Origin of the sequence: Corynebacterium gerontici (genome assembly GCF_003813985.1) — a bacterium.
Taxonomy (GTDB): Bacteria; Actinomycetota; Actinomycetes; order Mycobacteriales; family Mycobacteriaceae; genus Corynebacterium; species Corynebacterium gerontici.
Genome location: NZ_CP033897.1, coordinates 504,554 through 529,558, shown reverse-complemented (window position 1 = coordinate 529,558; position 25,005 = coordinate 504,554). Strand labels below are relative to the sequence as shown.

General features: G+C 59.8%; 22 protein-coding genes. 9 read left to right on the top strand and 13 right to left on the bottom strand.

Annotated elements, in window-relative coordinates; genetic code table 11:
• The first annotated feature begins 35 nt into the window (after window positions 1-35).
• Window positions 36-437, top strand: a complete 402-nt coding sequence (locus CGERO_RS02480; protein WP_123933315.1) for a hypothetical protein — start codon at window positions 36-38, stop codon at window positions 435-437.
• Here the strand turns inward: CGERO_RS02480 and CGERO_RS02475 are convergent.
• The 4 genes from CGERO_RS02475 to CGERO_RS02460 all read right to left on the bottom strand — a co-directional run bounded on the left by CGERO_RS02475 (window position 434) and on the right by CGERO_RS02460 (window position 7,035).
• Entirely contained in the window at window positions 434-754 is a 321-nt protein-coding gene (locus tag CGERO_RS02475) for a YbjQ family protein (RefSeq protein ID WP_123933314.1), read from the bottom strand. The two genes, CGERO_RS02480 and CGERO_RS02475, sit on opposite strands and share 4 nt — an antisense overlap.
• A gap of 48 nt (window positions 755-802) precedes the next feature.
• Window positions 803-4,210: a pyruvate carboxylase gene (locus tag CGERO_RS02470; protein WP_123933313.1), complete on the bottom strand. Its 3,408-nt coding sequence runs from the start codon at window positions 4,208-4,210 to the stop codon at window positions 803-805.
• A gap of 165 nt (window positions 4,211-4,375) precedes the next feature.
• Window positions 4,376-5,785, bottom strand: coding sequence for an NAD(P)H-quinone dehydrogenase (locus CGERO_RS02465; protein ID WP_164470236.1), 1,410 nt, complete (start codon window positions 5,783-5,785; stop codon window positions 4,376-4,378).
• 50 nt (window positions 5,786-5,835) lie between these two features.
• Window positions 5,836-7,035, bottom strand: coding sequence for an amidohydrolase (locus CGERO_RS02460; RefSeq protein WP_123933312.1), 1,200 nt, complete (start codon window positions 7,033-7,035; stop codon window positions 5,836-5,838).
• 199 nt (window positions 7,036-7,234) lie between these two features.
• Between CGERO_RS02460 and CGERO_RS02455 the strand changes: the two genes are divergently transcribed.
• Window positions 7,235-8,782 (top strand): phospho-sugar mutase, encoded by a 1,548-nt coding sequence (locus tag CGERO_RS02455; protein WP_123933311.1) that lies wholly within the window; start codon window positions 7,235-7,237, stop codon window positions 8,780-8,782.
• Between the two features lie 252 nt (window positions 8,783-9,034).
• Here CGERO_RS02455 and CGERO_RS02450 read toward each other — a convergent pair whose 3' ends face one another.
• On the bottom strand, window positions 9,035-9,457 hold the full coding sequence (locus CGERO_RS02450; protein ID WP_123933310.1) for a helix-turn-helix domain-containing protein: 423 nt from the start codon (window positions 9,455-9,457) through the stop codon (window positions 9,035-9,037).
• Window positions 9,458-9,533: 76 nt separating this feature from the next.
• Window positions 9,534-10,169, bottom strand: a complete 636-nt coding sequence (upp, locus tag CGERO_RS02445; protein WP_123933309.1) for a uracil phosphoribosyltransferase — start codon at window positions 10,167-10,169, stop codon at window positions 9,534-9,536.
• A gap of 98 nt (window positions 10,170-10,267) precedes the next feature.
• Here upp and CGERO_RS02440 point away from each other — a divergent pair, with 98 nt between their 5' ends.
• The 4 genes from CGERO_RS02440 to CGERO_RS02425 all read left to right on the top strand — a co-directional run bounded on the left by CGERO_RS02440 (window position 10,268) and on the right by CGERO_RS02425 (window position 13,913).
• A complete protein-coding gene (locus CGERO_RS02440) occupies window positions 10,268-10,513 on the top strand; it encodes a hypothetical protein (protein WP_123933308.1) in 246 nt (81 codons plus the stop codon).
• Window positions 10,510-11,361, top strand: coding sequence for a C40 family peptidase (locus tag CGERO_RS02435; RefSeq protein ID WP_123933307.1), 852 nt, complete (start codon window positions 10,510-10,512; stop codon window positions 11,359-11,361). Before CGERO_RS02440 ends, CGERO_RS02435 begins: the two co-directional genes overlap by 4 nt.
• 20 nt (window positions 11,362-11,381) lie before the next feature.
• Complete coding sequence (locus CGERO_RS02430; protein ID WP_123933306.1) at window positions 11,382-12,593, top strand: hypothetical protein; 1,212 nt, start codon at window positions 11,382-11,384, stop codon at window positions 12,591-12,593.
• Between the two features lie 93 nt (window positions 12,594-12,686).
• The gene (locus CGERO_RS02425; protein ID WP_123933305.1) at window positions 12,687-13,913 is read left to right on the top strand and encodes a D-alanyl-D-alanine carboxypeptidase family protein; all 1,227 of its coding nucleotides are present in this window, start codon (window positions 12,687-12,689) and stop codon (window positions 13,911-13,913) included.
• A 6-nt stretch (window positions 13,914-13,919) separates the two neighbouring features.
• Here CGERO_RS02425 and CGERO_RS02420 read toward each other — a convergent pair whose 3' ends face one another.
• The 4 genes from CGERO_RS02420 to CGERO_RS02405 all read right to left on the bottom strand — a co-directional run bounded on the left by CGERO_RS02420 (window position 13,920) and on the right by CGERO_RS02405 (window position 17,331).
• A complete protein-coding gene (locus tag CGERO_RS02420; RefSeq protein WP_123933304.1) occupies window positions 13,920-14,990 on the bottom strand; it encodes a YhjD/YihY/BrkB family envelope integrity protein in 1,071 nt (356 codons plus the stop codon).
• Window positions 14,991-15,053: 63 nt separating this feature from the next.
• Entirely contained in the window at window positions 15,054-16,076 is a 1,023-nt protein-coding gene (gene trpS, locus CGERO_RS02415; protein ID WP_123933303.1) for a tryptophan--tRNA ligase, read from the bottom strand.
• Between the two features lie 131 nt (window positions 16,077-16,207).
• On the bottom strand, window positions 16,208-16,387 hold the full coding sequence (locus tag CGERO_RS02410) for a hypothetical protein (RefSeq protein ID WP_245998867.1): 180 nt from the start codon (window positions 16,385-16,387) through the stop codon (window positions 16,208-16,210).
• Between the two features lie 47 nt (window positions 16,388-16,434).
• Window positions 16,435-17,331 (bottom strand): exodeoxyribonuclease III, encoded by an 897-nt coding sequence (locus CGERO_RS02405; RefSeq protein ID WP_123933301.1) that lies wholly within the window; start codon window positions 17,329-17,331, stop codon window positions 16,435-16,437.
• Between the two features lie 152 nt (window positions 17,332-17,483).
• On the opposite strand from CGERO_RS02405, the gene CGERO_RS02400 reads away from it, so the two are divergent.
• Window positions 17,484-17,729, top strand: coding sequence for a hypothetical protein (locus CGERO_RS02400; protein WP_123933300.1), 246 nt, complete (start codon window positions 17,484-17,486; stop codon window positions 17,727-17,729).
• Between the two features lie 69 nt (window positions 17,730-17,798).
• Here CGERO_RS02400 and CGERO_RS02395 read toward each other — a convergent pair whose 3' ends face one another.
• From CGERO_RS02395 to CGERO_RS02385, 3 genes are all read right to left on the bottom strand, one after another.
• Window positions 17,799-18,410 (bottom strand): hypothetical protein, encoded by a 612-nt coding sequence (locus tag CGERO_RS02395; protein WP_123933299.1) that lies wholly within the window; start codon window positions 18,408-18,410, stop codon window positions 17,799-17,801.
• Between the two features lie 16 nt (window positions 18,411-18,426).
• Entirely contained in the window at window positions 18,427-19,278 is an 852-nt protein-coding gene (locus CGERO_RS02390; protein ID WP_123933298.1) for a hypothetical protein, read from the bottom strand.
• Window positions 19,279-19,410: 132 nt separating this feature from the next.
• Window positions 19,411-20,616, bottom strand: coding sequence for an MFS transporter (locus CGERO_RS02385; protein ID WP_245998866.1), 1,206 nt, complete (start codon window positions 20,614-20,616; stop codon window positions 19,411-19,413).
• A 203-nt stretch (window positions 20,617-20,819) separates the two neighbouring features.
• Here CGERO_RS02385 and CGERO_RS02380 point away from each other — a divergent pair, with 203 nt between their 5' ends.
• Window positions 20,820-23,018, top strand: a complete 2,199-nt coding sequence (locus tag CGERO_RS02380) for an NADP-dependent isocitrate dehydrogenase (RefSeq protein ID WP_123933297.1) — start codon at window positions 20,820-20,822, stop codon at window positions 23,016-23,018.
• A gap of 471 nt (window positions 23,019-23,489) precedes the next feature.
• On the top strand, window positions 23,490-24,794 hold the full coding sequence (locus CGERO_RS02375) for an O-acetylhomoserine/O-acetylserine sulfhydrylase (protein ID WP_123933296.1): 1,305 nt from the start codon (window positions 23,490-23,492) through the stop codon (window positions 24,792-24,794).
• Window positions 24,795-25,005: the final 211 nt, after the last annotated feature.

The following is a 25,005-nucleotide window of genomic DNA, read 5'->3' as shown; positions in this document are numbered from 1 at the left end:
CACGCAGAGCATTTGCACACCTAAAATTGGGCGATATGACCCCGATGGAAATCAACGGCGGACGCTTCTACGTCCGCCCACTGCACGACGACAACCGCATCGACGACCGCCCCGCCCTCGAGCAGATTGATCTGCCAGAGGCACTTGCTGGGCTCACCCCCGCCAGCGCGCGTAAATCTTGGGAAGCGGACACTCGCTACATCTGGGCGGCGTGCGAGCAAACTTCAGTGCACATGGTGGCACTGGTGGTGTTAAATCTTGAAGCTTCCCCCGCAAGCATCCAAGCATTTTGTGTGGGTGACCCGGATCGTGTGCTGCCGAACGATCCGGTACTGGTGCCCAAGACAGTGGCCGACGGCGCCCATGAGGGTGCCGCCACTGTTGAGCGTTGGGCCAAGGGGTTCCTCGGCCTAGAGGAGCTCGAAAACCAGGCCTAGCCTAAACGGACCGCCGTGCCGGTGGCAGTGACCATCAGCATGTCATTCGCCTGGCCAAGCGAGGAATAATCCAACTCCACGCCCACCACGGCATCGGCACCGAGTTCCATGGCTCGATTGACCAATTCGGCCAGCGCATTTTCTCGCGCCTGGATCAGCTCGCCCTCATAGGAGCCAGCGCGGCCGCCCACGAGGTTGCGTAGACCGGCGCCGATGTCTTTGAACATGTTGATGCCGGCAACGGTCTCACCTGCGATCACGCGTAAATATTCGGTGATCTGTCGGCCTTCAACACTGTGGGTAGTGGTAACAATCATGTCCTGCTTCTTTCTGTTGTTGTGGGTGGCGGGGGCGTCGAAAAGCTCTTAAGCAATCACGATGAGCAAGTCGCCGCCCTCAACCTTGGTGGGCTGGCCGAGCACAACGCGCTCAACCTTGCCGTCCTTGGTGGCGGAGATGGTGGCTTCCATCTTCATCGCTTCGATGATGGCCACCGGGTCGCCAGCCTTGACTTCGTCGCCCTCGTTGACGCTCACCGTCACAACGCCGGCGAATGGTGCGGCCACGTGGCCCGGGTTGGAGGTATCGGCCTTTTCCGCAGAGGCCGTGACGGACTCCACGCTGCGGTCGCGCACGTAGATCGGACGGATCTGGCCATTGACGTTGCACACCACGTTGCGCATGCCCTTTTCATCGGGCTCGCCCACCGCATCCAGGCGCACGATCATTGGCACGCTGGAAGCTGCGGTACGGATGACCGTCTCCTTGCCCTCAGGCAGCCCGTAGAGGAACTCGGCATCGCCGAGCGTGGTGGTGTCGCCGAAGAGGTGGCGGTGCTCCTCATACTCCTGGGCAGGCTTGGGGAAGAGCAAGCGATCCAACGTGCCGCGCACTCGCTCCTTGTCCTGCAGCGCCTCTTCTGTCTCCTCCGGGAGCGCTGCCAGGGTATCGGGTGTTTCCTTGCGCCCGGCCAGTGCCTTTTCGCGCAGCTCCTCAGGCCAGCCACCGGGAGGCGTACCGAGCTCGCCGCGCAGGAAGGCGATCACAGAATCAGGAATGTCATACTTTTGAGGATCGGCGGCGAAGTCCTTTGGATCCACGCCAGCGCCAACCAAGTAGAGGGCAAGATCGCCCACCACCTTCGAAGATGGGGTGACCTTGGTGGGACGCCCCAGCATCTCATTCACCGCGGCGTAGGTGTCCTCGATGAGCTCGAAGCGATCCGCCAAACCCAGCGCGGTGGCCTGCGCGCGCAGATTCGAAAGCTGGCCACCTGGAATTTCGTGGTTGTACACGCGCCCAGTAGGGCCGGGGGTGCCTGATTCGAAGGGCGCGTAGAGTTTGCGCACTGCTTCCCAGTAGGGCTCAAGCGCGCCAACGTTTTCCAAGGACAATCCGGTATCGCGATACGTGTTGGCAAAAGCGGCAACGATCGCGGACAAGGACGGCTGGGACGTGGTGCCGGACAACGGCGCTGCCGCGCCATCCACAGCATCAGCACCAGCGTTGGCAGCAGCCCAGTAGGTGGCTAGCTGCCCACCAGCGGTATCGTGCGTGTGCACGTGAACGGGCAAATCAAAGTTACGGCGCAGCTCCCCGACCAGCTTGGACGCAGCGGCAGGCTTGAGCAACCCGGCCATGTCCTTGATAGCGAGGACGTGGGCGCCCGTTTCGACGATTTCTTCGGCCAGCTTGAGGTAGTAATCCAGGGTGTAGAGCTTCTCATTCGGATCGGTCAGATCACCCGAGTACGCCATTGCCACTTCTGCCACCGTGGTGTTGGTTTCCAGAACGGCGTCGATGGCGGGGCGCATCTGCGAGACGTCGTTGAGGGCGTCAAAAATGCGGAAGATGTCTACGCCAGAGCGCGCGGCCTCCTTCACGAAGGCGCGGCACACTGAATCCGGATATGGGGTGTAGCCAACGGTATTGCGGCCACGCAGCAACATTTGGATGTTGATGTTCGGCATCGCCTCACGCAACTGATCCAGGCGCGCCCACGGATCCTCGTGCAGGAATCGCATGGCAACGTCATAGGTGGCACCGCCCCATGCCTCAACAGAGAGCAGCTCCGGGGTCAAACGCGCAACGTGTTTTGCCACGTCCACCAGGGTGTTAGAACGAACGCGCGTGGCCAGCAGCGACTGGTGAGCGTCACGGAACGTGGTGTCGGTGACCGCGAGGGCGTCTTGGCTTCGTAGCGTGCGTGCGAATTCCTGAGGGCCAAGCTGCAGCAGGCGGTCGCGAGAGCCGCGAGGCAGGGTGCCGTCTTGGCTCTTCGGTAGTTTCTCTACCGGATTGACCACCACTGGGCGCTCACCGTGGGGCTTATTCACCGTGGTGTCGGCGAGGTAGTGCAGGATGCGGCCTTGCTCATCGTCGGCGGGCGGCGCCTGCAGCAGCCATGGGTGATCGGCGATGAAGCCGGTGGCGATGCGCTTGTGCTGGAAGTCTTCTTCGCGCAGCAATGCACGCAGGAAGCCGATGTTGGTGGCAACGCCAGAGACCACGAATTCCGCGAGTGCTCGCTGGGCACGAGCCACAGCCGTGGCAAAATCCGCACCGCGGCAGGTCATCTTTACCAGCATGGAATCGAAGTTCGGGGTGATCTCACCGCCGAGCATCGCAGCGCCATCGAGGCGCACACCAGCGCCACCAGGTGAACGGTACGCATTGATTGTGCCGGTGTCGGGGCGGAATCCGTTGGAGGGATCCTCGGTAGTGATGCGGCACTGCAGGGCCGCGCCCTCGGTGTGAATGTCCTCTTGACGCAGGCCGAGTTCCTCAAGGGAGGCGCCTGCCGCAATTTGGATCTGCGACTTCACCAGGTCCACCTGCGTCACTTCCTCGGTGACGGTGTGTTCCACCTGGATGCGCGGGTTCATCTCAATGAAGACATGGTTGCCTGCTTCATCGACGAGGAACTCCACGGTGCCTGCGCCCTGGTAGCCGATGTGCTGGCAGAACTTCACTGCGTCGGCGCAAATCTGTTCGCGCAATGCAGGATCCAGGTGTTGCGCCGGGGCAATTTCCACGACTTTTTGGTGGCGGCGCTGCAAGGAGCAGTCGCGCTCGTAGAGGTGAATGATGTTGCCGTGGGCATCGCCGAGGATCTGCACCTCAATGTGCTGAGGGTTGATCACCGCACGTTCCACGTACACGCGCCCGTCGCCAAAAGCAGCCTCCGCCTCGCGAGATGCCTCTGCGGCGAGTTTTTGCAGCATTTCAGGCTTTTCGACGAAGCGCATACCACGCCCACCGCCGCCTGCGACAGCCTTGACGAAGACCGGGAAGGTCTGATCCTTCGCAAGCTCAGCGAGTTCCTTGGGGTCCTTCGTGGCCTTTGTTTCCGTCAGGGTGGGCAGGCCAGCCTCACGAGCTGCCGCCACCGCGGCCGCTTTGTCGCCGGTGAGTTCCAAAACCTCCGGGGGCGGGCCGATGAAGGTGAGGCCATTTTCGGCGAGCTCGCGGGCAAATTGCGCGTTCTCGGAGAGGAAACCGTAGCCGGGGTATACGGCGTCGGCACCAGTTTCCTTGGCGGCGCGAATGATCTCGTCAATGTCCAGGTACGCCTTGACAGCAGAACCGCCCTCGCCAATCAGCACCGCTTCAGAGGCGAAGGAGCGGTGGAAAGAGTTGCGGTCTTCCGTGGGATACACCGCCACCGTGGATGCACCCGTTTCAAAGGCGGCGCGGAACGCTCGCACTGCAATCTCGCCGCGGTTCGCTACGAGGATCTTGGAAAATGTGTTGGGAGTTGTTGAGCGACTCACGCTTGCCGTCCTTCGGGGGTTTCACATCTCAATGGCGCCACTGTTGTGATGGCGCTAACTGATCACGCACAGTGTACCCGCCTGCGGCTGAAAGAAACATAGGCGCAAAACACAAGCACCACTGGCTTGTATCTCGCGCCTTGACGTTTCGACTATTGCCGAGTATCACTCCAGGTCATCGTGTGCAACGAGCTGGCGGGCTGCCTCGGTGATGGACCCCGAAAGTGAGGGGTACACGGAGAAGGTACGAGCCAAATCGTTCACGGTGAGCTGATTGCTCACCGCAACGGCGATGGGCAAGATGAGCTCGGAGGCGGTGGGGGCAACGATTACGCCGCCGATAATGATGCCGGAATTCTTGCGGCAGAAGATCTTGACAAAGCCGTGGCGCAGCGAACGCATCTTGGCGCGCGGATTGGTCTTCAGCGGCAAGACGATGGTTCGGGCGGCAACTTCGCCGGATTCGATCTGCGCCTGGGTCACGCCAACGGCCGCGATTTCGGGGCGGGTGAACACGGCGGTCGCCACCGTCTTCAGACGAATCGGCGATACACCTTCACCCAATGCGTGATACATGGCAACGCGGCCTTGCATCGCGGCAACGGACGCCAACGGGAAGAGGTCAGTGCAGTCGCCACCAGCGTAGACGCCGGAGACAGAGGTGCGCGAGACGCGATCGACCTTGATGTGGCCAGAGGGCGTGGTTTCCACACCAATCTTTTCCAAACCAAGATCCTTGGTATTCGGCACGGAACCTACCGTCATGAGGGCGTGAGAGCCGGCGATCTCACGGCCATCGGAGGTGCGAACCACCACACCGTCACCAGTGTTGGTCACCGAATCCACGCGGGCGAACTTCTCCAGGGTCACGCCACGTTCCGCCAGCACGGTTTCCAGCACGTCAGCAGCGTCGGCATCGTCGTGGGGCAGGATGCGGTCGCGCGAGGCCACCATAGTCACCTTCACGCCGAGCTCAGCGAAAGCGGACACGAACTCAGCGCCGGTCACACCGGAACCGACCACCACGAGGTGTTCGGGCAGTTCGTGCAGGTTGTAGACCTGGCGCCAGGTGAGGATGCGCTCGCCGTCAGGCTGTGCGTTGGGCAAGATTCGCGGCGAAGCACCAGTCGCCACCAACACGAGGTCACATTCGATGGTCTCGGTGGTGCCGTCGGCAAGCTCTGCCTTGATGTAGTGGAGGGTTTGCTTGGCGTTGTAATCGTCAAAGCTGCCGCGGCCTTCAAGCACGCGCACGCCCGCCTTCTTCATGTTTTCCAGAATGTCCGCAGACTGCTCGGTGGCGAGCGCCTGCACACGAGCGTTGAGGGCGTCAAGCATGAGGTGGGCCTCACCGATGCCCTTGTTCAGCCCCATGTCGTCGGCACGACGCAGGTCAGTCTTAATGTTCGCGCCAGCGATGAAGGACTTGGAGGGCACGCAGTCATTAATCACCGCTGCGCCACCGAGGCCGCGGTCTTCGATTAACGTAATCTCTGCGCCGTACTTGGCGCCTGCCAGAGCTGCTTCATAGCCAGCGGGACCGCCGCCGATGATGACGATGCGTGTACTCAACATTCCTCCGAGGGGTTTTCGTTTCAGGCGTACTTCAGGCTCTAGTGTAACGCCTAGGTATTTACGTGCTTCATCGCTTCAGGGTCACAGAGCCTATCGACGATCCCCGCAAACAATTGAATGCCCACCGGAATGCAGCGCTCGTCCGGCATCAGACCTGCGCGGTGCAAATCCTGCGGCTCACCCTTGCCATCCCAGCATCCCAAGCGAGCCATGGAACCCGGCACGTGCTCGAGGTACCAGGAGAAATCTTCGCCACCCGATGATTGCGGTGCCTGCACCACGGCCTGTGGGCCAAGGGTACGTGCGGCGTCGGCAAGCACTGCCGTAGCCACATCGTCGTTCATCACCGGCGGAACGCCCACGGTGTAGTTAATTTCGAAATCGCAGCCGGTTGGTGCAAGCACCTGAGCCACCAGCTCACGGAGGAGCTTTTCAATGGAGCGCCACACCACAATGTCGCCGGTGCGGATCGTGCCAGTCACGCTCCCCGATTCCGGGATGGCATTCGCCGCATAACCCGCATTGATAGCGCCGAACACCAACACCGTGCCCGTGCGTGGATCCACCCGGCGCGAAAGAAGCCCGGGCAAGTCAATCACCAGCTTGGATAGTCCATAGACCACATCCGCGCTCAGATGCGGGCGCGAGCTGTGGCCGCCGGGGCCTTTCACCTTGATCTCAATGATGTCGCCGGCAGAAGTGATAGCGCCGGTACGAACTCCAATTTTGCCCACCTTCAATTTGGGTTCGGCGTGCAGCGCAAAAATGGAGCTCACGCCTTCCAGCGCGCCATAGGAAATGACCTCGGGTGCGCCGCCGTCCATCACTTCCTCGGCGGGCTGGAAAATGATGCGCACGCCCGATTGCAACGGTGCGTTCTTGAGCGCGCAAGCAAAACCCAGGGCAATGGCAGTGTGAATGTCGTGGCCACAAGCGTGCATCACGCCGACGTTCTTTGATGCCCCCTCATGCTCATGCTCGGTGATGGGCAGCGCGTCAATGTCTGCACGGAACGCAATGCGTTCAGGTGTGTCCGGGCCGATGTCCACCATGAGCCCGGTATTGGGGAAGCGCTGCGGATTCAGCCCCTTGGCGCGAAGCTGCATGGCAATGAACTCGGTGGTGGCGAACTCCATGTGCGAAAGCTCAGGGTGCTGGTGCAGGTGCCTGCGCCAGTCCAGCACGGTGTACTGGTTTTTTCTCAGCCAATCAACGACGTATGACTCGATCTCCCCGCGCGTTTCAAGCATCCGCTGGCAACCTCTTCCTAATTTCTCTTCCACATCCACTTCCGCAGGGTGACTTCCACCCCGCCCCGCGAGGAATTTCCCGGCAGCGCTCCTTTCGCAAGTACACAACGAAAATGAACACAACGAACATTGAGCAACTGTCTACTACCCTTAGAGATTACTACCCTATCGCGAACGAACATTTGATTGGATCGAGCCGATGAGCTTAACGTTTGGCACTGCTGGCATGCGAGCACCGGTAGGCCCCGCAGACCATCAGATGAATGTTCGTCAGGTAACTCGCATTTCTGCGGCAGTGGCCGCTTGGATCGCTGAAGACGCAAGCCGCAAACCGCACACGCAGCACCAGCGACTTCCCGATGACCAACTGCCTCCCGGCGGAATCGGAGACATTGGCAGGGTGCTCGACCAAGACGATCTTGCACTGCGGATTGTGGTGGGATACGACGCGCGCTACGGCTCCCACGCCTTTGCCACTACCGCCGCCGAGGTGTTCGCTGGCTTCGGTTTTGAGGTGACGCTCTTCCCCACCCCGACCCCCACCCAATTGGTGCCGTGGCTAGTACGCAAGTGGGGCCTCGATGGTGGCGTGCAGATCACCGCCTCGCACAATCCTTCCGGCGACAATGGCTACAAGGTCTACACCGCGAATGGCCGGCAGTTGCGCGACGGCGCGCAAATTATTGAGGAGCAAATCGCCCAGATCGATCCTGAGCAAGTGCCGCGAGTGACGGTGCGCCCATGCAATGACATGGTTCGCCGCTACATCGACGACGTCGTGGATTTCATTCACCCAGGCCAGGCTGATTTGCTGCGTGCTAACTCCGATCGCGCTAATTTGCGCGTTGCCTTTAGCGCGATGCACGGGGTGGGCGGGCGAACCTTGGCATCTTCCTTGCAGGCCGCGGGCTTTGCCCAGGTGTACCCGGTGATGAGCCAACACTATCCCGATCCCACCTTCCCCACCGTCGATTTTCCCAATCCAGAAGAACCGGCGGCAGTGGCGCAACTCCTAGCGCACGGGGAAGAAGTGCAAGCAGACGTGCTCATTGCCCTTGATCCAGATGCTGACCGCTGCGCCGTTGGAGTTCGTGATCGCGGCGAGCTTCGGATGCTTCGCGGGGACGAGACCGGCCCACTGCTCGCCACCCGCTTGCTGCACCGACGCGATGATGCCGTGGTTGCCTCCACGATGGTCAGCTCACGGCTGCTCTCCACCATCGCCGCAGACCGCGGCTGGCGCTACCTGGAAACCCCAACCGGGTTCAAAAATATTTGCGCCGCCGCAGGGGACGCCACGCTGGATTACGCATACGAGGAAGCAGTTGGCATCGCACCGGCTCCGTGGCTCGTAGACGACAAAGACGGCATCGCCACCGCCCTCGCCGTGTGCGCCTGGGCAGCAGAACTCAAAGGCCAGGGCCTTACGCTTATCGACGAGCTCCGCGCGCTGCACAGGAAATACGGCTTCTTCATCGGCCAGCAGGTGGCCGTTCGCACCACGGATCCGGCCGCGCTGGTGGAACTCTGGAACGCCAATCCGCCAAGCTCCATTGCAGGTATCCCAATGCACCACAGCGACCACGGACTCATCGGCGAGCACCAAGGCGGAACCGTGCGAGTGATGATTCGGGCTTCCGGCACCGAACCGAAAGTGAAAGCTTACGTGGAGCTGCAGGGCATCGAGCAAGAGTCCGTGTTGCATCAGGCTCTGAAGGATGTGGAAGAGCAACTACACAGCATGTAGGTCTGCTGAACTCAGGGTTCATCGGAGAGCCGCTTTCCCCTGTGGCCCTCATATGCCGCTAAAAGTGACACCATTGGAAATTTTGCGAGTCAGTGTTAGACACATCAGTAGCGCGGCAACGATGTAGCCGACTACCCGTTGGTCATGATGGCGTTCACGGCCCCTTAAGGGCACCCTACGTCACAATCATCCGCACGGGGACAAGTCACTGCTGGACGATTTCCTCATCGGCCAGCCATTCCCCACATGCCCCTACCCCTCCTGGGCTTCTTCGCCCGGGCCGATAGCGAAGCTGGGCTCGTCGCCTGGCAAGGCAAAGAAGATATGGTCCACCCCAAACGCAAGGGTGTCCGTGGGCGCGCTGGGCCACACCACTTCCACCGCCAGTGATGCATGCTCGGGGCAGATTTCTTGCACCTGCCCACCAGCATTCGGCAACAACACTGCTGGCGGAACGTGCAGAGCACGCGCCAGGCGATACACCGTGGAAAGGCTGGGATCTGCGGGCGATTTGCCGTTGTTATCGTTTCGCTCCAGATTAGAGATCTGGTTACGGCTCACGTGCGCAAGCTCTGCCAAGCGATCTTGGCTCAGCCCGCGCATAGTTCTGAGACGCAGCAAGCGTTGGCCGAACACGTATCCGTAGCTCGACCACTGACTCCGCTCTGCTGCCATGCGCGCGAGTTTGCCCAACACATTGGGCGTGCACCGCCAAATGTATTGGGCAAGCGGAGATCTAGCCTCTCACGTTTTAGAGGTCGATATTGCGTGGCCCGTACAAGCGGTCACCGGCATCGCCAAGACCAGGAACGATATAGGCGTCCTCGTTGAGCTCGGGGTCAATGGTGGCGGTGACCAAACGGACAGGCAGGCCAGAGTCGGCCAAAGCATCCACGCCCGGCTGTGCGGAAACCATGCACACTGCGGTGATGTCGGTGGCGCCACGGTCCGCGAGCAAGCGAATCGCGTGCAGCAGCGAGCCTCCAGTGGCCAGCATCGGATCCACGCAGAACACGGTACGGCCGGTGAGATCCTCAGGAAGTGCCTCAAGATACGGCACGGGCTCGTGTGTTTTTTCATTGCGCGCTAAGCCAATGAAGCCAACTTGGGCGTCGGGGATCATGGAAAGGGCTGGGTCCACCATGCCCAATCCAGCGCGGATCACCGGAACAATGATGGGCGGGTCTTCCAGGCGGGTGCCGGAAGTCTGAGCAACGGGGGTTTTGAGGGGGAATTGTTCCACTGCGAGGTCGCGTGAGGCCTCATAGATCAGCATGGCGCCGAGGTCTGCCAAAGCCGCGCGGAAGGCCGCATTATTGGTGCGCTCATCGCGCATGATGGTCAGGCGCGAGGCAGCAAGCGGATGGTCGACGATTGTGATGTCCATGCCCAACATCCTAAACCTGCGGAACCGATGGCTCATGGATTACGTCAAACATAAGTATGGAACTTCATCTCGCAGAGACCCAGGCCCACATTCATCGGATGGAAGCAGATGCACTCAGCGCTTTGCACCAACACCCCGCCCCTCCCCTGCCGGGCACTGAATGCCCCGGCACAGGGGCTTTCTTAGCGGCACTGAACGCCGCCACCAGCTCCCTGTTTCATCGCATGCACCAACAAGGCGAGCACGCCCAACACATTGCTGAACATCAGCAACGCTTCCTCACTTCCGTCATTGATACCGACGACTCCCTCGCCCACACTTTGTCGGGGAAGGCCAAGCCATGATCCCTTTCAGTGCAGGCATTACGATGCTGAAAGCGCTCACCCCGCAAATGGGTGGAGTCCATCTGCCTTCCCCGGTTGCCTTCAGTTCCGCCCAACCGCTGGCATCAATCGTGGGGCAGGTAGCAACGCTACCCCAGCAGGCGCAGTTGCTTGGGGCAGACATCAGGACGGTAGAGCGCATCGTAGAGCGAGCCAAGCCAGAATTCGAGTCGATTGCCCAAGACATCGCCGGGCTGGCACAGCAGTTTCTGCAAGAGGCTGCCGTGTACCTTCCAAAGGTCTTCAGTCCTAACCCAGCCGTAGCGCTACGCGCCAGTACACACCTCGCTTCCCTTCCGGGCATTTATGTTGAGGCAGCCTACCGGCGCCTCGAAGAGGCACAACACACGCTCGAAAGCGATACCGCCACCTTGCAGGCAATCGCAGCGGGCACAGAACCAGAACACAGTGGCGACTACGCGGCCACCATCATCAGCGGAGAAGGCGAGGCCACCCCCGAGGAACGTGCGAGAGGACAGCGGGCGCTCGCAGCGGCGAAATCGCAGCTCGGCACACCATACGTCTGGGGCGGCACGCAGCCAGGCGGATTCGATTGCTCCGGCTTTACCTCCTATTCCTGGCGCCAAGCTGGCGTGGAGTTGCCGAGGCTTGCGGAACATCAGAACGTCGGCAAGCAAATCAGCCAAGACCAGTTGATCGAAGGTGACCTCTTAGTGTGGGATGGGCACGTGGCAATGTACGCGGGCAACGGGCAGATCATTGAGGCGGGCGACCCGGTACAGATGTCTCCACTGCGAACCACGAACATGGGCATGCCGTTCAAGGGTTACTATCGGCCACAAGCCTAAAACCGCTAGGATCATGTGCCATGGCAAAGAATGGCATTGTTCCTGTGCAACTATCGCTCACTGAGGGCGACTTCTTCACGCTGTGGGCGCCTTCCTGGCGCGAACACGGCACCGAATACCAGGCGTTTTTGGGCAAAGGCGACCGAATCTTCGTGTTCGCTAGCCGCGCGGAACTGCTTGCATTCGTAGAACAAGAGCCACGCCACGATTTGAGCAGCCACCCCCAGTGGGCGACATTCGCTGAACACGCAGCAGCCCGGATTACCCCAAGCGAACGCCACCACTACGACCTCGTAGGGATGCCAGCAGCACTCGCAGATCGCCCTTCGCACCACAATGTTGGGGTCGTCGGCCGCAATCTGCATATGGCACGCAGTCTCGCCAACGTTGCCGGGGCCGAGCCCGTGCAGAAGTTCTTTGCGCACCACATGGTGCTCAGCAACGTGGAGCGGGGCGGGGAGCACTTCCAAAACGATCTTCCGCTCTGGACCACCATCGGGCGAGTGGTCTTGGACAATTGGGATGACGTGATCGACGCCCTCGATTCATCGGTGCAACTTCAACACGTCAACGCCGGGGATGCAGAATCGCGCATCGAATCCGCGATTGCTGCCCGTGAGGCCGCCAAGGCGGAGGAACAAGCCAAGCGCGAACGCATTGAAGAAGAAGCCGACCCCTACGATCTCACCGCCTGGGCGGCGGCGGGTATTGATCCCATCAAGATCGCCATCGACGGCAAGCAGGTGTACACGCTGCGCACCTATGTTGCGGGGCAGCCAGTATTCTTGGGCCGCTTCGGTGAAATCAACACCTTTACATCTTCAAAGGCAATGCTTCGATGGCTGGCCGAGCACAATGAGCATGACCTCGCCAACGTTTCCACCTGGGAAGACCTCATGCTGCGCATCAATGCAGGTGAACTTGAGGTCAAGGTGCATGACGATAACACCTACTCCTTCAACGGCATCGCACGCGACATCGAAACCGGTGTGGACGCCGTAGACACCGAGCAAATGGGGCGCGCCTATGAACTCATGGCAGACGCCGCCGACTGGGCGCAAGACGATTCCCTGAACTCTTTCTTCCTCGCCAACCCCCGCATGCAGGATTATCTCTCTTACATGCTGGGCAAGAATCGCATCTCCGGCTACACGCCCACCCCGCCATTCCAGGAACATGCTCAGGGATGGCAGGAGCTAGAGCAGATGCTCACCCGACGAATGACGAAGTAGCCACCCCCATCAAGGGCAAAGGCGACGGACGCTCAATTTTCACCCCGCGTGGCACGATGCCTCGCGGGGTGAGTTATTGCACCATTAGAACCTATGAAGCGAAGCTGCGCAGCCCTAGTCTTAGCCTTTGGCACGATCACCACCACCGCAACCGCCACCACGGCAACAACGATGCTCGCTTCAATCGCGGCGCCACCTCAAGCGCATGCGGTAGATCCCACACCGCGCAGCGAGGCGCCCAACACCGATGACTGCCCCAATAAAATCCGTCCACCAAAGGCGGAGACCACCTCGGAGGTAGTGGCGCCAGGTTCAACCTCGCCCACTGCCCTGCCCACCGTGGAAAACGAGTACGGCTCCTGTGGTGTGACGAAGGCGAAGGGCTTTTCGGTGCCCGATAACACCGCGGCGGCTTGGATGGTATTCAACCTCGACAATGGCGATGTGATTGCCACCAAGGATCCCCATGGCCGGTATCGCCCGGCGAGCGTGATCAAGGTGATGCTCACGATGGTCGCGCTCAAGGAGCTCAACCTCAAGGACACCTATACCGCCACGGAATCGGACACTGCCATGGAGGGCTCAGCGGTGGGGTTGGTGCCGGGGGTGAAGTACACCAATGAGCAGTTGCTCTACGGCGTGCTCTTGTCTTCCGGCAACGATGCTTCCCACGCCATTGCGCAGCAATTGGGTGGGGACGAAAAGACGTTGAAGAAGGTAAACGAGCTTGCCCAGCAGTGGGGAATGAAAGACACCTACATTGCTGATTACACCGGTTTGGATAAGCCCGGTATGTCCACTTCCGCTAGAGACATTGCAGTGGCCTACTACCAGGCGTGGCAAAACGCTACGTTTGCCAAGATGGTGAATACCGACCACGTTGCCTTCCCCGCCGGCGAAGGCACCACCTTTGAAGTGTGGAGCGATAATGGCTTGCTGCTCAACGATGAAAACGGAATCGGTGGCAAGACTGGCTACACCGATGATGCGCACCACACCTTCGTTGGCGCGAAGAAAGAGGACGGCACCCGCATCGCCGCGGTGCTGCTTGATACCACTATCGATACGGGCCGTGGATGGGAGCAGGCGCAGCAACTCATCGATGCCGGCTACGAGGCGCAAGGCACGGTGGGGTCGCTGGAGCAGGACAACGACGACGAAGCGACGAAGGCCACATCCTCTGCCAACAACGACAGTGAGAATGTGGCCGAGCCTACGTCGAAAAGCTATGGCAGCGCCCCCATTTTTGCTGGTGCCGGGGTGCTCGCCCTGTTCACGCTGGGCGCCATTACCTGGCGTTTGGGCCGCCAGGAAGATTAGGCGCGTTTAGCGCTTGCCCAAAAAGCCGCGAATCGAATCTCGCACACCGAAGATAGCGGCTTTGCCCACGGTGAGCGCACCGGTATCGGGCTTCACCACTTCGCGCACGCGGATCACGGCGGGGCCAGGGGCGTCGAGCTTGGCTATCGCCAGCGCTTCCTCGGTGGTTGCGGCCCAAGCGCAGCAGTACAGCAGGATGCGCCACACGAAGTACAGCAACACCATCACGCCGATGATCGGACCGAAGGTGGCGCCGGCTGGATTGTCTAGGGCCTTGGAGAAGAACAACGAGCCGATCTGCTTGAAAATCTCGAAGGCAACCGCACCAATCACGGCGGCCTTCGCAGCTACCTTCATGGGCACCTCACCGCGGGGCAGGTACTTGAGCAGCCACAGGAACACCAGGTAGTTGGCAATAAGGCCAACCAGGAGGGTTACTGCGAAAGTCAGCCAACCGATGCCTGGGATTTCGTCGAGGTGCAACCACTCCAGGACCGTTGTGGTGAGGCCAGAGGAACCAATCGCGGTAACGCCGAAGGCGACGATGAGGGCGAGCATGAGACCAATCAGCCCCAGGAGATCGCGCAGCTTGTTCATCACGAAGTTGCCACCGGCTACGGGGTACTGCCACATCTTGGACGCGCCGTAGCGCAGGTGATTCATCCAGGAAAGGCCGGACCACAGTGCCGTCAGACCACCGATGCCGAAGATGACGTTGCGCTGTTCAATGGCAGTGTCGATGATTTCATTCACTGTGTCGCCCATCGTGCCACTGAGGGCTTGGGCAATTTGGTTCTGCAGCTTCTCCAGCAGTTCCGGCTGGCTCACCAACACCATGGCGGCTATAGCGAAGCCAAGCATGAGGATGGGGAACATCGACAGCACAGAAAAGTACGTAATACCCGCGGCATACTGGTTGCCGCCGTTTTTGCCGTAGCGTTCCTGCATCCGCATGAGGTGGTCGAACCAGCCCCACTTCTCGCGGTACTTGTCAATGAATCCTGGGTCGTCGGCATGGGCGCGCTCAATACCGAACTCGTCGGTGCGCTGCTCGTTTTGCTTCGTTGAGGTAGCCATCGTTTCTTTCTGTGAGGGGTTTACTCTTGGGCGCGAGGTTGCTTTTCGACGCCCACGCCTTCGCTATGAGGTGCGGGGCAGTTGGGTGCGCGGCAGGAACCCAACGTTCTTGTACACCTGCTCCAAGGTTGGTCCTGCCACTTCACGAGCTTTCTGTGCACCCTTGGCCAACACGCGTTCGAGCTCGGCTTGGTCGCTCATATACATATCAAACTTTTCGCGCAGCGGAGAAACGAATGCCTCGAGCGCTTCGGCGGTATCCACCTTGAGCGCGCCATAGCCTGCGCCCTCGTAGCCTGCGACGATCTCATCGATGCTGCGGCCGGTCAACGCCGACTGGATCACCAGCAGGTTTGAGACGCCGGGCTTATTTTCTTTGTCGTAGCGGATCTCATTGTCCGCATCTGTCACAGCGGAGCGGATTCGCTTGGCGGATATCTTTGGTTCGTCGAGCAGGTTGATGAGCCCCTTGGGGTTCTCGCCGGACTTGCTCATTTTCGACGTCGGATCTTGGAGGTCATAGATCTTCGCTGCACCTTCGGGGATGAAGCCTTCGGGCACGATGAAGGTTTCATCGAAGCGGTTATTGAAGCGCTCCGCCAGGTTACGGGTGAGCTCCAGGTGCTGGCGCTGATCTTCGCCCACCGGCACCAATTGTGGCTTGTACAAAAGGATGTCCGCCGCCATGAGCATGGGATAGGTGAACAACCCGGCGGAGGTACGATCAGCTCCACGCTTTGCGGACTTGTCCTTGAATTGCGTCATGCGGCTAGCCTCGCCGAATCCGGTGAGGCAGGTGAGCACCCAACCCAGCTCGGCGTGCTCTGGCACATGAGACTGCACAAAGAGCGTGGAGCGTTCGGGATCAATGCCGAGGGCAAGAAGTTGCGCTGCACCGGCAATGGTTCGTTGACGCAGCTCAGCGGGATCTTGATCTACGGTGATCGCGTGCAGATCGGGGATGAAATAAAACGCATCGTAGGAGTCCTGCAGGTTAATCCACTGCTTGAGGGCACCCAGGAAGTTGCCCAGGTGATAGGAATCTGCGGTGGGCTGGATACCAGATAAGACGCGTTGCATACTCATAAGCAGTCATCTTAGCGGGCAGGTGCCTAATTCTTCCCGCTGGGTGGTTCTTTTGCGCAGGTAGCAGCACAAAGCCCCTCAAGCCAAGCTGTTCAAGCTCCGCCGAAGGGGCGAGTGTTCTTTGGCGTTTACTACTGCATCTTTGGCTTCTTGCCCAGCAGGAACGACAGCGATGCAACGACAGAGGCCGCGCCAATACCCATCAGTAGTGCGCCCAACATCGCCTCGATGTTGTGAGCGCCTAGCAGCAGGAATGACAGGGCGAAGAGGACGACGCCAAGAACCAGAAGAACGATGCCTTTTGCACGCATGAGAATGCTCCTTAGTAGGGGGTGACTATATCTAACCTAAATCATCATTATTTCATGTCATAGACGACGTTGAGCGGCGAATGGTCCGACCAGCGCAGATCATAGGCCTCTGCTTTGTCCACCCAACAGCGTTGCGCCCGCTCAAGCATGGTTTTTGTTGCCGCTTGGTAGTCGATGCGCCACCCCGCGTCGGTGTCGAAGGCCTTACCCCTGTACGTCCACCAGGTGTAGGCGGTGGTGTTGGGAGCTAGTCGACGCGCCACGTCGAACCACTTGGGATCCGCCGCCGCCTCGCGGGCAGTGCCCTGATACTCCACGGCACCCGCCCAGTTGCCTGCCCCCTCCACCAACGAGGCATCTTCGGGGAAGGTGCCAAAGATTGCGTCCATGAAGGCACGCTCATCGGGCAAGAAGCCGGACTTTTTCTTATTGGCCTTGTCGTTTTTCAGGTCATCGGGGCGATGGCAAATGTTCCAGTCGCCGCCAATGACCATGTGCTTGTTGTCTTCTGCAGCCTGCTCAAGGTAGGGGTGGAAGCTGTCCAGGAAGCGGTACTTCTCATCCTGCTTTTCTGTGTCTGCTGAACCGGAAGGCAGATAGAGCGAAGCCACGGTCACATCACCGAGTTTGCCCTGAATATAGCGGCCCGAATCTTCAAAGCCCTCAATGCCGATGCGCACATCCTCCAAGGGCTGCTTGCTTAAAATGCCCACACCTGCACGCCCCTTGGCTGCTGCCGGCGCACCAACGTAGTGCCAGGTTTCCAGGAGGGGCTCAAGTGCTTTGAGCGTTTCTTTTTCGCTGGCGCGCACTTCCTGCAGCAGCACCACATCACTGCCGGATTGCTCAAGCCAGGGAATAAAACCAAGGTTGGTTTCGCTGCGCTGCTTTACTGCGGCACGGATGCCATTGACGTTCACGGTGGTGATGTGGAGTGTGCTCATGGGGCACCACTTTAGCCGGAGCCTCCGAGGTGCTTGCAGTGTGGATAGCGTTGCTCGCGTTCAGGCCTCACACTGCCCTTTGCACTAGATAAGTCTTGACGGCGGTGGCAAGATGAGCCAAAAGCCACCACGACACCGAAGGACGCCTTGTTATGGAGAAGTTACCACTGGATTCCCCTCCCTATGCCGTGCTGCCCAGCGCCTATGATGCCATCTGGTCTTCACTCTGGATTGTGTGGATGGTACTGCTGGTTGTAGCCACCATCTCCTTGGCTAAGCATTATCGCGAGTACCAACGCTGGTGGATCTTGGCGCTTATCATTTGGTTTCTCCCACTCATTGGCCCGGCCATGTATCTTGGGCACCGCTTGATAGTGCGCAGAAGGCCTAAGTCTTAAACAACAAAACCCGAAACCCCTTGCTCGCATACCCGCGAGCAAGGGGTTTCTTAATAGCTAGGGCGAGGCTTAGGCCATGTTGCGGCCCATATAACGGCGCACACCCCAGAGCATCGAGAGCAGCGTGTACATGGCAGCGTGGTTGATTGCTGCCATGAAGATCGACATAACCAGGCGGCCAGCGGAGTACGCCGAGTCAAACGCAGCTTCAAGGGACTCAGCACCGCTGCTGAACTGCACCACCAGAATATTGAAGCCGACGATGATCCAGCCAAGCAGGATCACACCCCAGCCGATGGTCCACATCAGCGAGTCTTCCTTCTTGCGCTGTGCCGACACAGGGAATTTTGCCGCATTCACCTGAAGGTTATAGGTGCGGTTGAGCGGGTGCGCCTGCTCCGACCAACCCTGCTGGGAAGCATGCGATTGGGTTTGCATTGCGGCGATTTCTCGAAGTCGAGCGATGTCGATGGTGGGCGCGGAGGCGTCGTCAAGCTGGGCATCGTAGACACTGCGACGCTGCGCATCGCCGAGGATCCTCTGGGCGGTTTGGAGCTTGTCGCGCTCAGCGTTCGCACCAGGGGCGAGCTGCTGAATGCGCACCTGCAGCTCATTGGCTAGTTCCGCGGCTGACTTGGAGCGCTCGAGGCTTAAGTCTTGATAAAGGTCATAGTGAGCCATGGGGCTTCCTTTCGGTTTATTCACAAGGGTCGCTGAAATCAGCGGAATTGTTGAGGGTTCTGCCATTGCCGCCGATTTCTGCTTTTCGTTGGCACATCGCCGAGGCATCCCGGCCAAAGTCGTAGTAGACGGGATACACCTTGCCACCTTCTGCTTCAGCGCGCAGCGATGAGCACTGGCCGGGGTTGGTGAACTTAGCCCCGATGTGTCGCCCAAGTGCCTGAGCGATTTCCTTGTCGGCATCGTCGCCTGGGTGAATGATCACGGATTCAACGATCAACACATTTCGGCCATCACAGGAGGGCTGCTCGGGAATGAAAGTACTAGGCAAGGATCGCGGTTTACACTCACTTACCTGCTGCACGATCTCTTCTGGGGCGCCGTCTGCCCGCATCTGGTCGAGGTTGTAGCAGTCGAACCCCGTGAACGTTTCGCCATGCGGCTTGTACCACTGCCACTTTTGGCCGTCCCATTGATAGATGCTCACGGCATCGGTTTGGGGTATGCCGCCGTACATCCAGCCGTCGAGGCATTCACTGGATTGAAAGCGGCCTTCGGAAAGCGCTTGGGCGTTGATCACCCCGGGGCTGCATGGGTCAACGCTTACTTCCTCGGTTTGCGTCACGGTGGTGGTTTGCCGCGTTTCCTGGGTGCTGGATTCCGCGCTGGGCGCTGTGCTTTGCTTGCTTTTCGACGCCTCCGCCTGCGGTTGCTCCGGGGATTGCCTCAACCCGAGCGCGACGACGATCACCACCAACACGACGGCGAGTGCCAGCAATCCCCACAGAAGCGGCCGCTTTGATTTCGGCGCCGGAGCTGAAGGTGCAGGAGTTGGTGGAGGGACACTTCCCCATTCGTTATTGCTCATCGCCGCGTTGCCGCCTTTCCGCCTCGCATCTCACTGCCACTGATTGCGCCCGAATGAGCCAGGCACACCCTTATTATCGCGAGCCGCGCAGGTGTGCTTAAACGAGCACCCCCGGATTTGGGCGTGCGGTGGCTAGGAGGAGAGCTGGCGCTTGCGCAGCCAGTGCGTGGGAATCCACAGCAGCACCGCAGCCAAGCCCAGCCCGGCGCCCGCCAATGCCGGGGTGTTGTAGCCGTAGCCTGCGGCGATCACGGCACCGCCAAGGGAGGCTCCGAGGGCGTTGGCGATGTTGAGGGCCGAGTGATTGAGGGAGGCCGCGAGTGTTTGGGCTCGGCCTGCCACGTCCATGAGCCGGATCTGCAGCGATGGGATGAGCGTGGAGCCGGACATGCCCACCAGCCCGAAGGCGATGATGCCGGTGATGGGCCACGCGCTGAGGAAGTAGAAGCCCACCAGGGCCGTGACGATGGCGATGAGCGCGCACAGGATGCCTTTGTCTACGTTCCAGTCGGAGAGCCTGCCGCCGATCCAGTTACCGCAGACCATGCCAATGCCGTAAAGCATGAGCACCAGCCACATCCATTCTGGATTCAAGCCCGCATGTTTGGTCATCGTCCAAGATATATAGGTATAGACGGCGAACATGCCGCCAAAGCCCACGGCTCCGATGGCCAGCGTGAGCCACACCTGGCCGCGCAGCAACGCGCCAAGTTCCGTGAGCGGGCTCGTGGGTGCCATCTCCGACATGTGGGGCATAACGAACCAGAGCGCCACTAAGGTTGCCACGCCAATGGCTGTGACCAGCACGTACGCCCACTGCCACCCGAACGCGAAGCCTAAAGCCTGGGCAACTGGCACACCGATCACACTGGCAACTGGCAGACCCATACCGACGAATGCCAACGCCCTGCCTCGCTGCCCTTTCGGCGCCATGGATGCCACGGCCAAGCCGGATACCGAGAAATAAGCGCCGTGGGGAATTCCGGCGAGCACGCGGGCGACGATGAGCATGCCTAGGCTCGTTGAGAATGCGGTGAGAAGGTTGCCTGCGGTAAAGGCAGCCATGAGGATAAGCAGGAGCCGGCGGCGCGGCAGCATACCCGTGGATGCAGCGATGACGGGCGCGCCGATCACCACACCCATGGCGTAGGCGCTGATCACTGCGCCCGCGGTGTTTTCGGTGACGTCGAAGGAAGTGGCTATTTCTTTCAGCAACCCCATTGTCACGAATTCTGTGACGCCGATGCCAAAGCCGCCGAGGGCAAGCGCCACCATCGCGATGATGCGTTTGCGGTTCGAGATTTCAGTTTGGCGCGGTATGGTTCGACGTTCTAGCACGAGCGACCACCTTAGTAAGGAACTGCCGGGAAACCATTGCCACGAGAGTCAAACGTGATACGTCAGACAATGGCGGTTACGTTGTGGTGGGGTACGTGGGGCGTCGAAAAGCAAAATGCTTACCCCCGGCGAGGCGCACATCCGGGGGTAGAACCTGTATTCTGAGTGGTTGTAACTCAACGCTTGGAAATCATAGGAGACCCATGGCAACGATCATTTACACCCGCACCGACGAAGCCCCGCTGCTCGCGACCTATTCGCTGAAGCCAGTGGTGGAGGCGTTCGCTGCAACCGCCGGAATCAATGTGGAAACCCGCGATATTTCGCTGGCTGGCCGCATTCTGGCGCAATTCCCCGATTACCTAAGCGATGAGCAGAAGGTAGATGACGCGCTGGCGGAGCTTGGCGAGCTTGCCAAGACCCCCGAGGCGAACATCATCAAGCTGCCGAATATCTCTGCATCTGTGCCGCAGATGAAGGCCGCTATTGCCGAGCTGCAGGCGCAGGGCTTCAAGCTTCCCGATTACCCAGATACCCCTTCCACTGATGAGGAAAAGGACATCCGCAACCGCTACGACGCAGTCAAGGGCTCCGCTGTGAACCCGGTGCTGCGCGAGGGCAACTCGGATCGTCGTGCACCTCAGGCGGTGAAGAACTTTGCCAAGAAGCACCCGCACCGCATGGGCGAGTGGTCCAAGGACTCCAAGACCAACGTAGCCACCATGGCCGATAACGACTTCCGCCACAACGAGAAGTCTGTGATCATGCCCGCCGACGACGTACTCACCATCCGCATCGGCGATACCGTACTCAAAGAGAGCCTGAAGGTGCTCAAGGGCGAGGTCATCGACGGCACCTTCCTCTCCGCGAAGGCGCTCGACGCGTTCCTGACCGAGCAGGTCAAGCGAGCCAAAGAAGAAGGCGTGCTGTTCTCCACCCATCTCAAGGCCACCATGATGAAGGTGTCCGATCCGATCATCTTCGGCCACGTGGTGCGCGCATACTTCGCTGACGTGTACGAGCAGTACGGCGAGGAACTGCTGGCCGCCGGCCTCAACGGCGAAAACGGCCTGGCTGCCATCTACTCCGGTTTGGAAAAGCTGGACAACGGCGCTGAGATCAAGGCCGCCTTTGACAAGGCCCTGGAAGAAGGCCCCGCACTGGCGATGGTGAACTCCCACAAGGGCATCACCAACCTGCACGTTCCTTCCGATGTGATCGTGGATGCTTCCATGCCTGCCATGATCCGCACCTCCGGCCACATGTGGAACGCCGACGACCAGGAGCAGGACACCCTCGCAGTAATTCCCGACTCCTCCTACGCTGGCGTGTACCAGGCCGTGATCGAGGACTGCAAGGAAAACGGCGCCTTCGATCCCACCACCATGGGCACCGTGCCAAACGTTGGCCTGATGGCTCAGAAGGCTGAGGAGTACGGCTCCCACGACAAGACCTTCAAGATCGAGCAGGACGGCACCGTGGAGGTTGTGAACTCCGCAGGTGAGGTGCTGATGTCCCACGAGGTCAAGGCCGGCGATATTTGGCGCGCATGCCAGACCAAGGACGCCCCAATCCAGGACTGGGTCAAGCTGGCCGTGACTCGTTCTCGTCTTTCCGGCATGCCCGCCATCTTCTGGCTGGATCCCGAGCGCGCTCACGACCGTAACCTCATCGAGCTGGTGAAGAAGTACCTGGGCGATCACGACACCGAGGGCCTGGACATCACCATCGCTTCCCCGGTTGAGGCCACCAAGACCTCCATCGAGCGCATCCGTCGTGGTGAGGACACCATCTCTGTGACCGGCAACGTGCTGCGTGACTACAACACCGACCTCTTCCCCATCCTTGAGCTGGGCACTTCTGCAAAGATGCTCTCCGTGGTGCCGCTGATGGCTGGCGGTGGCCTCTTCGAAACCGGCGCTGGCGGTTCCGCACCGAAACACGTGCAGCAGCTCCAGGAAGAAAACCACCTGCGTTGGGATTCTTTGGGCGAGTTCCTGGCTTTGGCTGAGTCCCTGCGCCACATCTCCAACAACGGTGGCACCAAGAAGGCCGCTGTGTTGGCGGACGCGCTGGACAAGGCCACCGAGCGCCTGCTCAACGATGGTAAGTCTCCTTCCCGCAAGGTGGGCGAGATTGATAACCGCGGCTCCCACTTCTACCTGACCAAGTTCTGGGCAGAGGAACTGGCCGCACAGTCTGAGGACGCAGAGCTGGCCGAGACCTTCGCTCCTGTTGCCAAGGCTTTGGATGAGAACGCCGCGGACATTGATGCAGCCCTCGTCGAAGTACAGGGCAAGGAAGTGGATCTGGGCGGCTACTACTACCCCAACGACGCTAAGACCTCCGAGGTCATGCGTCCGGTTGCAACCTTCAACGAGGTTATTGATTCGCTGAAATAGCAGCTAGCTTTTCGACGGCCCCCGCCTCCCAACCACAGCGTTGCCGCGGGGGCTTTCGCGTGCGTTGGGTCGGCGGCATTTGCTTGGGCGTTTGCGGGGATTTGGCGTTGGGGTTGGAGCTCCCTGCGGATGTGCATACCTAAGCCGAAATGTGCAAATGATGCCGGGCTAGCCCAACGGCAAACTGCGTCACGCTGGCTGAAGAACTTGAGCGAGGCAGGCGTCCCGCAGGAGGAGCGGAGTGCCAAAGCACTTGAGTTCAAAAACCACCGCCTCCTGGACACATCGTTCTCCATGGACACCCCCCAGTAAGCCCCACGGGCCCTAAGGGGAACCCCAATCCGAACCCACGTACCCATATTTTTATTCACGTTCTACCTGCGATTTTCATGCTTTTCTAGACCAAGCGGTTTATTTATTCACCTTCCTTGTTCTAGCGTGGGGAATCACAGAAAGGACGTGATTTCACCCATGAAGTACAGCAACGAAAACGCCGGCGAGTGGGGCTTTGATACCCGCGCCATCCACGCAGGCCAGCCCACCTACACCCCGGCGCGCAATCTGCCGATTTACCTCACCTCCTCTTTCGTCTTCGACGATGCCGAGCACGCTCGCCAGCGCTTTAGCTTGGAGGATCCAGGCCCGATTTACTCGCGCCTGACCAACCCCACGGTGGATGCCGTGGAGCAGCGCCTTGCTTCGCTTGAGGGCGGCACCAACGCTGTGCTTTTCGCCTCCGGCATGGCTGCAGAGACTGCGGCGATTTTGAACCTGGCCACTTCCGGTTCGCACATTGTGAGCTCGCCGCGCATCTATGGCGGCACCGAGACGCTATTTAGTGTCACGCTCGGGCGCCTGGGCATCGACGTGACCTATGTGGAAAACCCCGATGATCCCCAAAGCTGGGCAGATGCAGCCAATGAGCGTACGGTGGCGTTTTTCGGTGAAACCTTTGCCAATCCACAGGCGGACGTGCTGGATATCCCAGCCGTGGCCGAGGTGGCACACGCCCATAAGGTGCCACTGATCGTGGATAACACCTTGGCTACCGCAGCGCTGGTTCGCCCGCTTGAGCTCGGCGCCGACGTGGTGGTGGCATCGCTGACGAAGTTCTATACCGGCAACGGCTCCGGCTTAGGTGGCGTGCTGGTAGACGGCGGCAAGTTCGATTGGTCGGTTGAGCGCGACGGCAAGCCGGTGTTCCCGGAATTTGTTAACCCCGATCCCGCCTATCACGGCTTGAAGTATGTGGATTTGGGCGAGGTGGCCTTTGGCATTAAGGCTCGCGCTGGCCTCCTGCGCGATACCGGCGCTGCGCCTTCTCCCTTTAATGCATGGGTGACGGCCCAGGGCCTAGACACGCTTTCTTTGCGCCTTGAGCGCCACAACACCAATGCCAAGGCCGTGGCTGAATTCCTTGAAGGCCACGAGAAGGTAGCGAAGGTCAATTACGCAGGCCTTGAGAGCTCGCCATGGTTTGAGGTGAAGCAGAAGCTGGGTTATAAGCACACCGGCTCGGTGCTGTCCTTCGATATCAAGGGCGGCAAGGACGAGGCATGGCGCTTTATCGACGCCCTCCAACTGCATTCCAACCTGGCCAACGTGGGCGATGTGCGCTCGCTGGTGGTTCACCCTGCCACCACCACGCACTCGCAGTCGGATGAGAAATCTCTGCAGCGGGCGGGCATTAGCCCTGCCACCGTACGCCTCTCAGTTGGCATTGAGGCCATTGATGACATCTTGGCGGACCTGAAGCGAGGCCTTGACGCCGTCTAACGATCATCCCTTCAGGGGGCAGGTTTCACGCCTGCCCCCTTCTTTCATGCCCACTGGACTTCGCGCACGGATCTAGCACCATTCCCGGAACAAAGCGCTAAGCATGAGAAGCATACTTCATTCTTTAGCGCGACTCTCAGGATCTTCTAAAATTGGCGCATCACCCCCAAATGGCCCTTAACTGGACTTTTGGCCGCATTGGAGTGAAAAT

What these genes read in the sequence shown, in the direction of transcription:
- CGERO_RS02420 (WP_123933304.1), bottom strand. Translation starts at nt 14,990, where the DNA reads ATGGCTACCTCAACGAAGCAAAACGAGCAGCGCACCGACGAGTTCGGT.
- CGERO_RS02425 (WP_123933305.1), top strand. Translation starts at nt 12,687, where the DNA reads ATGAAGCGAAGCTGCGCAGCCCTAGTCTTAGCCTTTGGCACGATCACC.
- CGERO_RS02410 (WP_245998867.1), bottom strand. Translation starts at nt 16,387, where the DNA reads ATGCGTGCAAAAGGCATCGTTCTTCTGGTTCTTGGCGTCGTCCTCTTC.
- upp (WP_123933309.1), bottom strand. Translation starts at nt 10,169, where the DNA reads ATGGACATCACAATCGTCGACCATCCGCTTGCTGCCTCGCGCCTGACC.
- CGERO_RS02375 (WP_123933296.1), top strand. Translation starts at nt 23,490, where the DNA reads ATGAAGTACAGCAACGAAAACGCCGGCGAGTGGGGCTTTGATACCCGC.
- CGERO_RS02465 (WP_164470236.1), bottom strand. Translation starts at nt 5,785, where the DNA reads ATGTTGAGTACACGCATCGTCATCATCGGCGGCGGTCCCGCTGGCTAT.
- CGERO_RS02395 (WP_123933299.1), bottom strand. Translation starts at nt 18,410, where the DNA reads ATGGCTCACTATGACCTTTATCAAGACTTAAGCCTCGAGCGCTCCAAG.
- trpS (WP_123933303.1), bottom strand. Translation starts at nt 16,076, where the DNA reads ATGAGTATGCAACGCGTCTTATCTGGTATCCAGCCCACCGCAGATTCC.
- CGERO_RS02475 (WP_123933314.1), bottom strand. Translation starts at nt 754, where the DNA reads ATGATTGTTACCACTACCCACAGTGTTGAAGGCCGACAGATCACCGAA.
- CGERO_RS02460 (WP_123933312.1), bottom strand. Translation starts at nt 7,035, where the DNA reads ATGCTTGAAACGCGCGGGGAGATCGAGTCATACGTCGTTGATTGGCTG.
- CGERO_RS02440 (WP_123933308.1), top strand. Translation starts at nt 10,268, where the DNA reads ATGGAAGCAGATGCACTCAGCGCTTTGCACCAACACCCCGCCCCTCCC.
- CGERO_RS02390 (WP_123933298.1), bottom strand. Translation starts at nt 19,278, where the DNA reads ATGAGCAATAACGAATGGGGAAGTGTCCCTCCACCAACTCCTGCACCT.
- CGERO_RS02400 (WP_123933300.1), top strand. Translation starts at nt 17,484, where the DNA reads ATGGAGAAGTTACCACTGGATTCCCCTCCCTATGCCGTGCTGCCCAGC.
- CGERO_RS02480 (WP_123933315.1), top strand. Translation starts at nt 36, where the DNA reads ATGACCCCGATGGAAATCAACGGCGGACGCTTCTACGTCCGCCCACTG.
- CGERO_RS02435 (WP_123933307.1), top strand. Translation starts at nt 10,510, where the DNA reads ATGATCCCTTTCAGTGCAGGCATTACGATGCTGAAAGCGCTCACCCCG.
- CGERO_RS02405 (WP_123933301.1), bottom strand. Translation starts at nt 17,331, where the DNA reads ATGAGCACACTCCACATCACCACCGTGAACGTCAATGGCATCCGTGCC.
- CGERO_RS02380 (WP_123933297.1), top strand. Translation starts at nt 20,820, where the DNA reads ATGGCAACGATCATTTACACCCGCACCGACGAAGCCCCGCTGCTCGCG.
- CGERO_RS02430 (WP_123933306.1), top strand. Translation starts at nt 11,382, where the DNA reads ATGGCAAAGAATGGCATTGTTCCTGTGCAACTATCGCTCACTGAGGGC.
- CGERO_RS02455 (WP_123933311.1), top strand. Translation starts at nt 7,235, where the DNA reads ATGAGCTTAACGTTTGGCACTGCTGGCATGCGAGCACCGGTAGGCCCC.
- CGERO_RS02450 (WP_123933310.1), bottom strand. Translation starts at nt 9,457, where the DNA reads ATGGCAGCAGAGCGGAGTCAGTGGTCGAGCTACGGATACGTGTTCGGC.